7 protein-coding genes and 4 pseudogenes are annotated in these 13,610 nt (G+C 54.6%); 8 read left to right on the top strand and 3 right to left on the bottom strand.

Annotated features, from left to right (window positions below; genetic code table 11):
* Nucleotides 1-24: 24 nt before the first annotated feature.
* Nucleotides 25-1,013 (bottom strand): annotated as a pseudogene (locus TKWG_RS13435) (malate dehydrogenase).
* 177 nt (nucleotides 1,014-1,190) lie between these two features.
* Between TKWG_RS13435 and TKWG_RS13430 the strand changes: the two are divergent.
* The 7 genes and pseudogenes from TKWG_RS13430 to TKWG_RS13400 all read left to right on the top strand — a co-directional run bounded on the left by TKWG_RS13430 (nucleotide 1,191) and on the right by TKWG_RS13400 (nucleotide 6,962).
* Nucleotides 1,191-1,946, top strand: a complete 756-nt coding sequence (locus tag TKWG_RS13430; protein ID WP_014751350.1) for a GntR family transcriptional regulator — start codon at nucleotides 1,191-1,193, stop codon at nucleotides 1,944-1,946.
* A 97-nt stretch (nucleotides 1,947-2,043) separates the two neighbouring features.
* Nucleotides 2,044-2,457, top strand: a complete 414-nt coding sequence (sdhC, locus tag TKWG_RS13425) for a succinate dehydrogenase, cytochrome b556 subunit (RefSeq protein ID WP_014751349.1) — start codon at nucleotides 2,044-2,046, stop codon at nucleotides 2,455-2,457.
* Nucleotides 2,457-2,834, top strand: coding sequence for a succinate dehydrogenase, hydrophobic membrane anchor protein (gene sdhD, locus TKWG_RS13420; RefSeq protein WP_014751348.1), 378 nt, complete (start codon nucleotides 2,457-2,459; stop codon nucleotides 2,832-2,834). Before sdhC ends, sdhD begins: the two co-directional genes overlap by 1 nt.
* A 3-nt stretch (nucleotides 2,835-2,837) precedes the next feature.
* Nucleotides 2,838-4,616: a succinate dehydrogenase flavoprotein subunit gene (gene sdhA / locus TKWG_RS13415; protein WP_014751347.1), complete on the top strand. Its 1,779-nt coding sequence runs from the start codon at nucleotides 2,838-2,840 to the stop codon at nucleotides 4,614-4,616.
* A gap of 10 nt (nucleotides 4,617-4,626) precedes the next feature.
* Nucleotides 4,627-5,343, top strand: coding sequence for a succinate dehydrogenase iron-sulfur subunit (locus TKWG_RS13410; protein ID WP_014751346.1), 717 nt, complete (start codon nucleotides 4,627-4,629; stop codon nucleotides 5,341-5,343).
* Nucleotides 5,344-5,349: 6 nt separating this feature from the next.
* Nucleotides 5,350-5,609, top strand: a pseudogene (locus TKWG_RS13405) (FAD assembly factor SdhE).
* Between the two features lie 39 nt (nucleotides 5,610-5,648).
* Nucleotides 5,649-6,962 carry a citrate synthase gene (locus TKWG_RS13400; protein WP_014751344.1) on the top strand — a complete coding sequence of 438 codons (1,314 nt, stop codon included), beginning with the start codon at nucleotides 5,649-5,651 and terminating at the stop codon, nucleotides 6,960-6,962.
* A 448-nt stretch (nucleotides 6,963-7,410) separates the two neighbouring features.
* Here the strand turns inward: TKWG_RS13400 and TKWG_RS13395 are convergent, their stop codons facing one another.
* Complete coding sequence (locus tag TKWG_RS13395) at nucleotides 7,411-7,809, bottom strand: DoxX family protein (protein WP_202947793.1); 399 nt, start codon at nucleotides 7,807-7,809, stop codon at nucleotides 7,411-7,413.
* Nucleotides 7,806-10,087, bottom strand: a pseudogene (locus TKWG_RS13390) (NADP-dependent malic enzyme). Before TKWG_RS13390 ends, TKWG_RS13395 begins: the two are co-directional and overlap by 4 nt.
* Nucleotides 10,088-10,708: 621 nt before the next feature.
* Between TKWG_RS13390 and TKWG_RS13385 the strand changes: the two are divergent.
* Nucleotides 10,709-13,581, top strand: a pseudogene (locus TKWG_RS13385) (2-oxoglutarate dehydrogenase E1 component).
* The last annotated feature ends 29 nt before the right edge of the window (nucleotides 13,582-13,610 follow it).

The following is a 13,610-nucleotide window of genomic DNA, read 5'->3' as shown; positions in this document are numbered from 1 at the left end:
CGTGGCTATTTGTATATCAATGGATCAGCCCAGCAGATCGGCTACGCCGTCGCGTTCTTCGAGCAGCTCGTTCAGGGTAAAGTCCATGCGTTCACGGGAAAATTCGTTAATTTCCAGGTCTTTGACAACCGTGTACTCGCCGTTTTCCGTAATGACCGGCACGCCGTAGATAATGCCTTCGGGAATGCCATAAGAGCCGTCAGATGGAACACCCATGGTGACCCATTTGCCGTTGCTGCCCAGGACCCAGTCACGAACGTGGTCAATGGCTGCATTGGCTGCCGATGCCGCAGAAGACAGGCCGCGCGCTTCGATGATGGCGGCGCCGCGTTTGCCCACGGTAGGGATGAACGTATCCTTGTTCCACGCATCGTCGTTGATGAGTTTTTCCAGGCCTTCGCCACCAACGGTGGCAAAGCGGATGTCAGGGTACATGGTGGGAGAGTGATTGCCCCAGACCACCAGTTTTTCAATATCCTTGACGGCCTTGCCGGATTTTTGCGCCAGTTGGGTAAGGGCACGGTTGTGATCCAGGCGCAGCATTGCGGTAAAGTTCTTCGCAGGCAGATCCGGCGCAGATTTCATGGCAATATAGGCGTTGGTATTGGCAGGTTGCCGACAACCAGCACTTTCACATTACGGCTGGCCACTTCATTGAGGGCCTTGCCTTGGGCTGTGAAAATTTGTGCGTTGACCTTGAGCAGATCTTTGCGCTCCATGCCGGGGCCGCGCGGACGTGCGCCAACCAGCAGAGCGATATCAGCATCTTTGAATGCGGTCTTGGGGTCGCTGTGAGCAGTAATTTCCTGCAGCAATGGGAAGGCGCAGTCATCCAGTTCCATGATGACCCCTTTGAGGGCCTTTTGCGCTTTTTCGTCGGGAATTTCCAGCAGTTGCAGAATAACGGGCTGGTCTTTACCAAGCATTTCGCCTGATGCAATGCGGAAAAGCAGAGCGTAGCCGATCTGACCGGCGGCGCCCGTGACGGCGACACGTACGGCGGGTTTGGACATAGGGATCTCCAATAAATAAGGGGAAAAAAATGAATATATTTGAAGTGATTTTAACGCTAAAGCTTAGTAGAAATCTGCGGTATCGTCAAATTGTCTTATAACTTATATCTTATATAAGAATAGACAATTCTGCTTGCAATATGAGATAATAAGCAGGTTTTAATTTGTTCATAGAACATGTCTGAAATCCCAACCCCTTCGTTGAAATCGTCTGCTGCGGCATTCAGCCCTTTGTACAAACAGATCAAAGACCTGCTGGTCCATAGTCTGCACGAAGGCGAATGGAAGCCGGGTGAAAGTATCCCCAGCGAACTTGAACTTGCAGCGCGCTTTCAGGTCAGCCAGGGCACCGTGCGCAAGGCGATAGACGAGCTGGCGGCCGAGAATCTGCTGATTCGTCGCCAGGGCAAGGGAACATTTGTTGCTACGCACCATGAGGCGCAGGTTCGTTATCGTTTTTTAAGGTTAAAATCCGATAGCGAAGAAAATGCGGCGCGTGCCCAAAGTGTCTATCTACAGTGCACTCGCCAGCGTGCGACGCAGGATGTGGCCCGTGTGCTTTTGCTGCGTGGCAGCGATTCTGTGATCTATATCCGGCGAATCATGTCCTTTGGTGCGGTTCCCACGGTGCTCGATGAGATCTGGCTTCCGGGAGATGCATTCAAGGGCTTGAGTATTGAAAAGCTTCAGGCAATGAACGGTCCGCTATACGGTTTTTTCGAGACGGAGTTCGGTGTAAACATGGTTCGCGCCGATGAAAAGCTCAAGGCCGTGGCCTGTGATGAAGAAACTGCCGGGCTGCTCAAAGTCGGACAAGGTACACCGCTGCTGCAGGTCAATCGCGTGTCCTACACCTATGGGGACAGACCCATGGAGATTCGCCGCGGTTTATATGTTACAGAACATTATCATTATCGAAATGGTTTAAACTAATTCGATCTGAATGTGCGAGGACCGGCCAGCGGTTCTTCGCCTTTTCACGTGCGTTTTTTATTTTTAATTTGTTGTAGTTTGTTTCCTAGAGGCCGTTATGTCAGACACCCCGTCAAAACAGCGCCCGCAATATCGTAATATCGATATTGCCCAGATTACAAAATACCACCTGCCGGCCGCCGGCAAAGTGTCTATTTTGCATCGAATCAGTGGCGCTCTGCTTTTTCTCAGTCTTCCCATCATCCTGATCCCACTTTTTGCAGCCAGCGTGGCTTCGCCGGAAAGTTTTGCATCGTTGGGCAGCGGGGCGGGTGGTCTCATTCTCAAGCTGATCTTGCTGGTTTTGCTTTGGGGCTTCATGCATCACCTGTGCGCCGGCATCCGCTATCTGGTTCTTGACCTGCATATCGGAATCGACAAGGTCTCGGCACAGAAAAGCGCTGCCGTGGTAATGGGAGTCAGCCTGGCGCTGACCCTGGTGTTCGCCGTTAAAATGTTTGGAGCGATCTGATGGCCAAGGAACTGGTAGGTACTAAGCGGCTGGTTGTGGGTGCCGGCTACGGTATCAAGGATTTCATCGTACAGCGTATTACAGCCGTGATTCTGGCTGTGTATTCAGTCATTTTCCTGATTGCTGCGCTGTTCACCCCCATTAACTACGAATCCTGGAAGGGTTTCTTTACGTTCTCCTGTTGGGGCCTGCCCGTCGGGCAGATTGCCGCAACGCTGGCGTTTTTCTCGCTTGCCTGGCATGCGTGGATCGGCGTGCGCGATATCTGGATGGATTACGTCAAGCCCGTAGGTGTCCGACTGACGTTGCAGGTGCTCACTATCCTGTGGCTGATTGCCGCCATCCTGTATTTCGCAAAAATTGTCTGGAGTTTATAAGCCGTGGTCGCTATCAATTCATCATTACCGCGCCGCCAGTTTGATGTAGTGGTTGTAGGTGCCGGCGGGTCCGGCATGCGCTGCTCCCTTCAATTGGCTCAGGCCGGATTATCCGTCGCCGTCCTTTCCAAGGTTTTTCCAACCCGTTCCCATACGGTCGCCGCACAGGGCGGTATCGGTGCTTCGCTGGGCAATATGAGCGAAGACAACTGGTACTGGCATATGTACGATACCGTCAAGGGATCAGACTGGCTGGGCGACCAGGACGCCATTGAGTTCATGTGCCGTCAGGCGCCTCATGCGGTTTACGAACTTGAACACTTCGGCATGCCGTTTGACCGTAATGCCAATGGCACGATTTATCAGCGTCCTTTCGGCGGTCACACCGCCAACTTCGGCGAGAAACCCGTACAGCGCGCCTGTGCTGCGGCTGACCGTACCGGACACGCGCTGTTGCATACCTTATATCAGCGTAACGTTGCCGCGCGCACCCAGTTCTTCGTGGAATGGATGGCGCTGGATCTGTTGCGCAACGACGCCGGCGATGTCGTGGGCGTTACCGCGCTCGAAATGGAAACCGGTGAGGTCTATATCCTGGAAGCCAAGGCGGTCGTACTGGCTACCGGTGGTGCCGGCCGTATCTGGCAGGCCTCCACCAATGCTTTCATCAATACAGGCGACGGCCTGGGCATGGCTGCCCGTGCCGGTATCTGTCTGCAGGACATGGAATTCTGGCAGTTTCACCCCACCGGCGTGGCCGGTGCCGGCGTGCTTATTACCGAAGGGGTGCGCGGCGAAGGCGGTATCCTGTTGAACAAAGATGGCGAGCGGTTCATGGAGCGCTATGCGCCAACCCTCAAAGACCTGGCGCCGCGCGACTTTGTATCGCGTTCAATGGACCAGGAAATCAAGGAAGGCCGTGGTTGCGGTCCTGATGGCAGCTATGTCGTGCTCAAGCTGGATCACCTGGGTGCAGATGTCATCAACAAGCGCCTGCCGTCCATTCGCGAGATCGCTATCAAGTTCGGTAACGTGGACCCCATCAAGGAACCGATTCCCGTGGTACCTACCATCCATTACCAGATGGGCGGTATTCCGGCCAACTATCATGGCGAAGTGGTTACCTGGGAAAACGGCGAAGAAAAAATCGTCAATGGCCTGTATGCGATCGGCGAATGTGCTGCCGTCTCTGTGCATGGCGCCAACCGCCTGGGTACCAACTCACTGCTGGACCTGGTGGTCTTTGGTCGCGCAGCGGGTAACCGTATTGTGGAGTCGCATCTGGAGCGCCAGATGTCGCATCAGGATCTGCCCAAAGAGTCTCTGGACTTCTCTCTGTCACGCGTCAATGAACTGGAGTCGCGTACAACAGGCGAAAAAGTACAGGACGTGGGTAACAGCATTCGCGCTTCCATGCAGCGTCACTGCGGTGTGTTCCGTACCCTAGAGCTGCTCAGGGAAGGCGTCGGTCAGATCGATGAGCTGGCCGAGCAGGCCAAGCATGTCAAGTTTGATGATAAGTCCAAAGTCTTCAACACGGCACGTGTCGAAGCCCTGGAACTGGCCAATATGACTGAAGTGGCACGCGCCACGATCCAGTCGGCAGCGAACCGTACCGAAAGCCGCGGCGCGCATGCCCTGAATGATCATCCTGAACGTGATGATGTGAACTGGCTCAAGCACACGTTATGGCACTCTGCTGATAATCGCCTGGAGTACAAACCAGTGCATATGAAGCCGCTGACCGTCGAGTCGTTCCCTCCAAAAGCACGTACATTCTAAGCAGAGTATTATGAGCACAAAACGTATCATGAAATTCGAGATTTACCGTTACGATCCTGACAAGGACGAGCGTCCCTACATGCAGAAACTGGAAGTGGAACTGCAACCGACAGACAAGATGCTGCTGGACGCCATTATCCGTATCAAGAATGACGTTGATGACAGCCTGGCCATCCGTCGTTCCTGCCGTGAAGGTGTGTGTGGCTCCGATGCCATGAACATCAATGGCCGCAACGGTCTGGCATGCACGACCAATCTGAACGAGCTCAAAGAGCCGATTGTTCTGCGCCCGCTGCCTGGTCTGCCGGTTATTCGCGATCTGATCGTGGATATGACGCACTTCTTTAACCAGTACCATTCCGTGCGTCCGTATCTGGTCAACGAGACGCCGCCGCCGGAAAAAGAGCGCCTGCAATCGCCCGAAGCCCGCGAAGAACTTGATGGTCTGTATGAATGTATTCTGTGCGCGTGCTGCTCGACTTCCTGTCCTTCATTCTGGTGGAACCCTGACAAATTTGTCGGCCCTGCCGGATTGCTTCAGGCTTACCGGTTTATTGCAGACAGTCGCGACGAGGACACCAATGCCCGTCTTGACAATCTGAATGATCCATACCGTTTGTTCCGTTGCCATACCATTATGAATTGCGCCGACGTATGTCCGAAAGGGCTGAATCCGACCAAGGCAATTGGCAAGATCAAGGAACTGATGGTTCGTCGTGCGGTCTGATCAAAAATGACCACACTAAACGAACTGGAACGGGCACGCCTTCGCTGGCGAGCCGCCGGGGACTGCTTGAAAACGATCTGATTATTACCAAATTTCTGGATCGTTATGAACAGGAGTTGACTGACGAGGATGTCTCGTCGCTCACCCAGCTTTTTGAACTTGATGACAACAGTCTGCTTGATATTCTTCTTGACCGTGCCAATCCGGAAGGTATCTATGATACGCCTAATATACAACGCCTTATCGACTTGATGCGGCAGGGATAGCAGGCAGACCGAAGTCTGGTTTTTTCTTAAGGATGTTAAATGAACCTCTCTGACAAGAAAGCGATTCTGAGCTTTTCAGATGATTCTACGAAGATTGAGCTGCCTATTTACAAGGGCACGGTAGGACCGGATGTAATCGACATCCGCAAGCTGTACAGCCAGACCGACATGTTTACCTATGATCCCGGCTTCATGTCCACAGCGGCCTGCGAATCAGCAATCACCTATATTGATGGTGAGAAAGGCGAATTGCTGTACCGCGGATATCCTATAGAGCAATTGGCAGTCAATTGCAGTTTCCTGGATATCTGCTACTTGATCCTGAACGGAGAGTTGCCCAATTCAGCGCAGAAAGAAGACTTTGACCAGACAGTAACGCACCACACAATGGTCAACGAGCAGCTGCATTTTTTCCTGCGCGGCTTTCGCCGTGACGCCCACCCGATGGCTGTGCTAACTGGCCTGGTTGGCGCGCTTTCCGCGTTCTACCACGATTCTACCGATATAACCAACCCCGAGCACCGTCATATTTCAGCGATTCGACTGATTGCGAAAATGCCAACGCTGGTGGCCATGGCATATAAGTATTCTTTGGGTCAGCCTTATATCTATCCGCAGAACAACCTGTCCTATACAGGCAACTTCCTGCGCATGATGTTCGCTACGCCTTGCGAAGAATACAAAGTCAACGATGTGGTAGAGCGTGCGCTTGACCGCATTTTCATTCTGCATGCCGACCATGAGCAGAACGCTTCTACGTCGACCGTGCGGCTTTGCGGTTCTTCGGGTACTGATCCTTTTGCGGCGATTGCTGCCGGCGTGGCTTGCCTGTGGGGCCCAGCTCATGGCGGCGCCAACGAAGCCTGCCTGAAAATGCTGGAAGATTTGCAAGCCAACGGCGGTATCGAGAAAGTTGGCGAGTTCATGGAAAAAGTGAAGGACAAGAACTCAGGCGTGCGTCTGATGGGTTTTGGCCATCGCGTTTACAAAAACTACGATCCGCGCGCCAAGCTGATGCAGGAAACCTGCAAGGAAGTGCTCGAATCGCTGGGTCTGCAAGACGATCCATTGTTCAAGCTGGCGATGGAAGTCGAACGCATCGCTCTGGAAGATCCTTACTTCGTCGAGCGCAAGCTGTACCCGAACGTCGATTTCTACTCAGGTATCGTGCAGCGCGCCATTGGCATCCCAACATCACTGTTCACCGCGATTTTTGCGCTGGCTCGTACAGTGGGCTGGATTGCGCAGTGGAACGAAATGCTGTCTGATCCCGATTACAAAATCGGCCGTCCACGCCAGTTGTATACCGGCTACTCGGCTCGTGATGTTGGCAATATCGAGACCCGCAAATAATCTCGCGTCTTGCTTGTCGGGAAAACCGCAGAGCTTACTCTGCGGTTTTTTTTCGTCTGACAATTTACACTCGTTTCGTCTGTACTCATCTTTTGCATTTTGCGCTTATGCGGTTTGCCGGCAGCTCGCTCGCCGTGAACGGTCGCTCCTGACCGGGATGACTTGGGGCGCACGATCCTGCCATGAGCGTATGGGCTGGCCGCTAATGACACGGGCGACACCTGACAGCGTTGGGTGAAAAAAAGATATGAAAAAATCGGACTGGTAGAGTAAGTGTGTAAGAGAGCGAGGACAAGAAAAGGAGGACGGTGAAAAAAGGAGGGAAGTAAAAAGGTAGGAGGGAGGTAAAAGGTAGGAGCGTAAAAAAGCCGAACCACGGTTGTGATTCGGCGGGCTGGCGATACTGTGCTGCTGCAGCTTGTGCAGGCAGCAGATTTTACGTACCGGACTAGTTGTTGTACGGGCTATTCATGCTGAAACGGCCCGCGCCGGAAAAAAAGACAGCGACAGCGGTAAACAGGAAGAAGTATTGCGTTTCCAGCCTGAGCGCGCCGTTGCCCGTGACCATGAACAGTTGGCCGCTATGGGCCAGCGCAATGGCAACCAGCATGTTGATTGCGATCAGCACTGCGGCAATACGCGAGTATAGGCCCACGATCAGCAGGATTGGCGCAATCACCTCTCCAATGTACACGGCATACCCCAACCATCCGGGCAGGCCGGTAGAGGCGACCATACCCATAATGCCGCCAATGCCGTTTTGCACCTTGAAGATGCCGTGCATGAGCAGGAGAATGCCAAGCGTCAGGCGCAGCACCAGTTTTGACAGATCATCCGAACGCATTATTTAGGCTCCTCAAGCGTGTCAACGACGGCCAGCGCGGTCATATTGACAATGCGCCTTGTGGTTGTACTGGTGGTCAGAATGTGGACCGGCTTGGCAGCACCCAGCAGAATCGGCCCCATGGCAATGCCGTGGCTGCCGGTCATTTTCAGCATATTGTAGGTGATATTGCCGGTATCCAGATTTGGCATAATCAACAGATTGGCGCGACCGGCCAGGGTGGAGTCGGGATAGGCGTCCAGGCGGATGCGTTCGGACAATGCGGCATCGGCATGCATTTCACCATCCACTTCCAGGTCTGGCCGACGCTGTGCGATCAGGCGACGGGCCGAAGCCATCTTGCGTGACGAATCCGAAGGACGGCTGCCGAAATTGGAGTGCGACAACAGGGCGATTTTGGGCTGAATGCCAAAGCGGATCATTTCATCGGCAGCCTGGATCGTGATGTCTGCAACCTGCTCGTCGGTCGGATCTTCGTTCACATGCGTATCGCAAATGAACAGGGTCTGGTCAGGCAGGATCAGCACGTTCATTGCCGCATAGGTGGTTACGCCTTCCTTCAGGCCAATCACTTCCGACACATATTTGAGCTGGTTGTCAAAGCGGCTGCCAACGCCGCAGATCATGGCATCGGCGTCGCCGCGGTCCATCAGCAAGACACCGATCAGGGTGTTGTGCTTGCGCACCATGGCTTTTGCTACGTTGGGCGTGACACCATCGCGACCCTTGAGCTTGTAGTAAGCCGTCCAGGTTTCGTTGAAACGTTCGTCGTCTTCGGGGTTGACCACTTCCATGTTGGTGCCGGCGGCAGGCGCAGTCTCCAGTTTCTTGACGCGCATCTCAATCACGGCAGGCGTCCGATCAGAATCGGATAGGCCAGTTGCTCGTCGATCACGGTCTGCGCTGCGCGCAATACACGTTCGTCTTCCCCATCGGCATAGACCACGCGTTTTGGTGGCGTGGTGCGTGCCTGTTTGAACAGCGGACGCATCAACGGTCCTGAGCGGTAGACAAAGCCCAGCAGTTGCTGGCGGTAAGCATCCATGTCTTCTATCGGACGGGTGGCGACGCCCGACTCCATGGCCGCCTTGGCAATGGCCGGGGCGATCTGGACGATCAGCCTGGGGTCAAAAGGCTTCGGAATAATATATTCGGGACCAAAGCTCAGGTCCTGCCCTTCGTAGGCCAGGGCGACTTCATCGCTAGGCTCGGCCTGCGCCAGATCGGCAATGGCCTGCACGCAGGCCATTTTCATTTCTTCGGTAATGCGAGTGGCGCCCACGTCGAGCGCGCCGCGGAAGATAAAGGGGAAGCAAAGAACGTTATTGACCTGGTTTGGGTAGTCGGAACGGCCGGTGGCGATAATGCAGTCCGGGCGCACCGCTTTGGCGTCTTCCGGACGAATTTCAGGGTCGGGGTTGGCCAGGGCCAGAATCAGGGGCGAAGGCGCCATCGTGGCAACCATGTCCTGCTTCAGTACATCCTTGGCCGAGCAGCCCAGGAAGACGTCGGTGTCGCGCATCACATCGGCCAGGGTTCGATCCTCTGTTTTCTGTGCGTAACGCGCCTTGTTCGGTTCCATATTCTCGTCGCGGCCTTCCCAGATCACGCCGCGAGAGTCCACAACATAGATATTCTGGCGTGCAACGCCCAGGTTGACCAGCAAGTCCAGGCAGGCAATCGCTGCGGCGCCGGCACCCGAACATACCAATTTGATCTTGCCGATATCCTTGCCGACGATTTTCAGGCCATTGAGAATGGCAGCCGAGGAAATAATGGCCGTACCGTGCTGGTCATCATGGAAAACCGGAATTTTCATGCGTTCACGCAGTTTTTTCTCAATATAGAAGCATTCCGGCGCCTTGATGTCTTCCAGGTTGACGCCGCCCAATGTGGGTTCCAGCGCGGCGATAATGTCCACCAATTTGTCTGGGTCGTTTTCGGCCAGTTCGATGTCGAACACGTCAACGCCGGCAAATTTCTTGAACAGGCATCCTTTGCCTTCCATGACGGGCTTGGAGGCCAGCGGGCCGATATTGCCCAGTCCCAGCACCGCAGTCCCGTTGGTGATGACGCCGACCAGATTGGCGCGCGAGGTGTATTTCGAAGCGGCTATATCGCCTTCGGCAAAAATGGCCATGCAGGCTGCGGCCACGCCAGGCGAATAGGCCAGCGACAGGTCATCCTGGTTGGCCAGCGGTTTGGTCGGAGTAACGGAAATTTTGCCCGGTGTCGGATAGGCGTGGTAATCCAGGGCAAGTTTGTTACGGTCGTGACTCATGGTTTTTATCCTTAAGGTTCAACAATATTGTTATGCTCATTGCTATGCTTGAATCGCAGTTTCGATATGATAACGCCGTTGCCGGCGTTGCGGCGGGAACTTGGCCCCTGCGGCTGCAGGCCGTGACCGCTACGATCTGCATGTGGGGCATTGGCGGTTTCTGTTGGCGTGCTCGGCGCAGTGGCGCGGCTTATGGTTAGCCGCCAGTCAGCGGCAGGGCGCTGGCGATTATCAATCGAGGCTGCGGCGGCCGGGATGCTTTGACCGCCTTGGTCAGGCGAGCCTGTTCAACCAAAGCGGTCAGCCGTCGGTTTGCCTTTGGGCTTTGTCGAACACTTGCGGCCAAACCGATGGCCGCATTCATGCAGCGGGTCTTGTGGCGTGGGTCGTTAGCAACGAATTATCGAAATATACCAAGCACAATCGATTGAAACCGGTAATTTCTTTCATAATCGAAAAAGTTCCTTGGATTAACCCCTCCCGATGGTTATACTTGAATGCATTGGCTATCAAGGCTATGTTATGTGCCTTCTGCCCGCTATCCGCAACTCGGTCTAGCCGTAACCCGGAAGGTATACCTGCATCTCAAAGGGTGAAACACCCGCAACGGTGAAGCGATTTATGACAACGGAAACTGAAAAAAATCTACCTCTTATTTATTTGGGAGTAATGCTCCCTACGTTGAAGAACTGTACGAAGAGTACCTGGCCAACCCGGCTGCCGTGGGGGACCACTGGCGTGACTATTTCGATCAGCTTCAGCACGCACCTGCCACAGACTGCTCCCAAAGTACCCGGGACCAGAGCCATTATTCTGTTGTTACTTCCTTTGCCCAGCGCGCCAAGGCCAATGCCTTTGCCCAGCTGCCAGGGGAGGCGCGCCCACCCTGGAGGTGGCCAGCAAACAGCTTCATGTCCAGTCATTAATCGCTGCCTATCGCACCCTTGGGGTGCGCTGGGCCGAGCTTGATCCGTTGAAACGCCGCGAACGCCCTGAAATTCCGGAACTCGATCCCGCCTTTTACGGTCTGACCGAGGCCGATCTGGATCAGGTGTACTCTGCCACTAACACCTATTTCACCAAACAGGGCACCATGACCCTGCGTGAAATTCTCAATTCCCTGCGTGATACCTATTGCGGTGCTGTTGGCGCCGAGTTCATGCACATGTCCGATCCCAAGGCCAAGCGCTGGGTCCAGGAACGCCTGGAGTCTACCCATGCCAACGGCTCTTTTGATGGCGATACCAAGAAACGCATTCTGCAGCAACTGACCGAAGCCGAAGGGCTGGAGCGTTTTCTGCACACCAAATATGTAGGCCAGAAGCGCTTTTCACTCGAGGGCGGCGAGAGCTTTATCGCCGCGATGGACGAGGTTGTCAATCACGCCGGTGATCTGGGCGTTCAGGAAATTATCGTGGGCATGGCTCACCGTGGCCGCCTGAACATGCTGGTCAATATCATGGGCAAAATGCCCGGCGACCTGTTTGCCGAGTTTGAAGGCAAGCATGCCGAAGGCCTGACCGATGGCGATGTGAAATATCACAACGGTTTTTCCAGTGACCTGTCCACCCGCGGTGGTCCGGTTCACCTTTCCCTGGCATTTAACCCCTCGCATCTGGAAATTGTTAATCCGGTTGTGGAAGGCAGTGTGCGGGCGTCAGGAACGCCGCGCCGATCCTTTGGGGCAGCAAGTATTGCCCGTGCTGGTGCACGGCGATGCGGCCTTTGCCGGCCAGGGCGTGGTCATGGAAACGCTTAACATGGCGCAGACACGTGGTTACGGCACTGGCGGTACGCTGCATATCGTGATCAATAACCAGATCGGCTTTACCACATCTGACCCGCGCGACTCACGTTCAACGCTTTACTGTACCGATGTGGTCAAAATGATCGAAGCACCGGTCTTTCACGTGAATGCCGATGACCCTGAAGCCGTGGTGTTCGCAACGCGCCTGGCGCTGGACTACCGCATGGAGTTCAACCACGACGTGGTCGTGGATATCATCTGCTACCGTAAACTGGGGCATAACGAGCAGGATACGCCGTCGCTGACGCAGCCACTGATGTACAAGAGCATTGGTGCGCACCCTGGCACGCGCAAAATCTATGCCGACAAACTGACCACGCAGGGCGTATTGGCTGATGGTGAAGGCGAAGAGTTCGTCAAGAATTATCGCCGGCTGATGGAAGACGGCCAGAAAACCGTCGAACCCGTTCTGACCGACTACAAAAACAAATATTCTATCGACTGGACACCGTTTCTGGGCGCCAAGTGGACAGACAGTGCCGATACGGCCGTGCCACTGGCCGAACTCAAGCGTATTGGCGAGCGCATTACTACTGTGCCAGACACCTTTACGCCCCACAATCTGGTGAAAAAACTGCTGGCCGACCGCCGCGCAATGGCAATGGGCGAGCAGAACCTGGACTGGGGCATGGGCGAGCACCTGGCGTTTGCAACGCTGGTGGCATCTGGCTATACCATCCGTATTACCGGTCAGGATTCCGGCCGCGGCACCTTCACGCACCGCCATGCGGTATTGCATGATCAAAAACGCGAACGCTGGAACGATGGCACCTATATTCCACTGCAGAATGTCTCCGATTCCCAGGCGCCATTCACGGTCATCGATTCGGTGCTCTCGGAAGAGGCGGTGCTGGGTTTTGAGTACGGCTATTCCTGCTCCGAGCCCAACACCCTGGTTATCTGGGAAGCGCAGTTCGGCGATTTCGTCAACGGTGCGCAGGTCGTGATTGACCAGTTCATCAGTTCAGGCGAAGCCAAATGGGGACGCCAGTCCGGTCTGACACTAATGCTGCCGCATGGCTACGAAGGTCAGGGCCCAGAGCACTCTTCGGCACGTATCGAACGCTTCCTGCAACTGTGCGCCGACCATAACATGCAATGTGTACAGCCCACGAATGCCGCACAGATTTTCCATCTGCTGCGCCGCCAGATGATTCGGCCGTTCCGCAAGCCGCTGGTGATCTTTACGCCGAAATCGCTGTTGCGTAACAAGGATGCAACCTCGCCGCTGAGCGATCTGGCCTCCGGCGAGTTCCACCCTATCCTGGGCGACATGGACAGCAACCTTGACGGCAAGAAAGTCAAGCGCGTACTGGTGTGCTCAGGCAAGGTTTACTATGATCTGATGAACGCACGCAAGGAACGGGAAGCCAGTCATGTTGCGATCCTGCGGGTAGAGCAGCTGTATCCGTTTGCACACAAGTCGTTTGCCAGTGAACTGGCCAAGTATCCGAATGCGACGGAAGTCGTATGGGTACAGGACGAGCCCCAGAATCAGGGACCATGGTTCTATATCCAGCACCACCTGTATGAAGACATGTCTTCCGGACAGCGCCTGGGTTATGCCGGACGTATCGCTTCGTCCTCGCCTGCGGTTGGCTATATGGCCAAACATATTGAGCAGCAAAAAGCCTTGGTGGAACAGGCTTTTGCACCCAAGCTCAAAGGGTTCATTCTGACCAAGTAAGCGGTCTAATTACAATTTTACGGATTATC

The organism is Advenella kashmirensis WT001 (assembly GCF_000219915.2).
In the GTDB taxonomy this organism is placed as follows: Bacteria; Pseudomonadota; Gammaproteobacteria; order Burkholderiales; family Burkholderiaceae_B; genus Advenella; species Advenella kashmirensis.
Note: the sequence above shows the minus strand (reverse complement) of the source record. Positions and strands in the feature narration are given on the sequence as shown.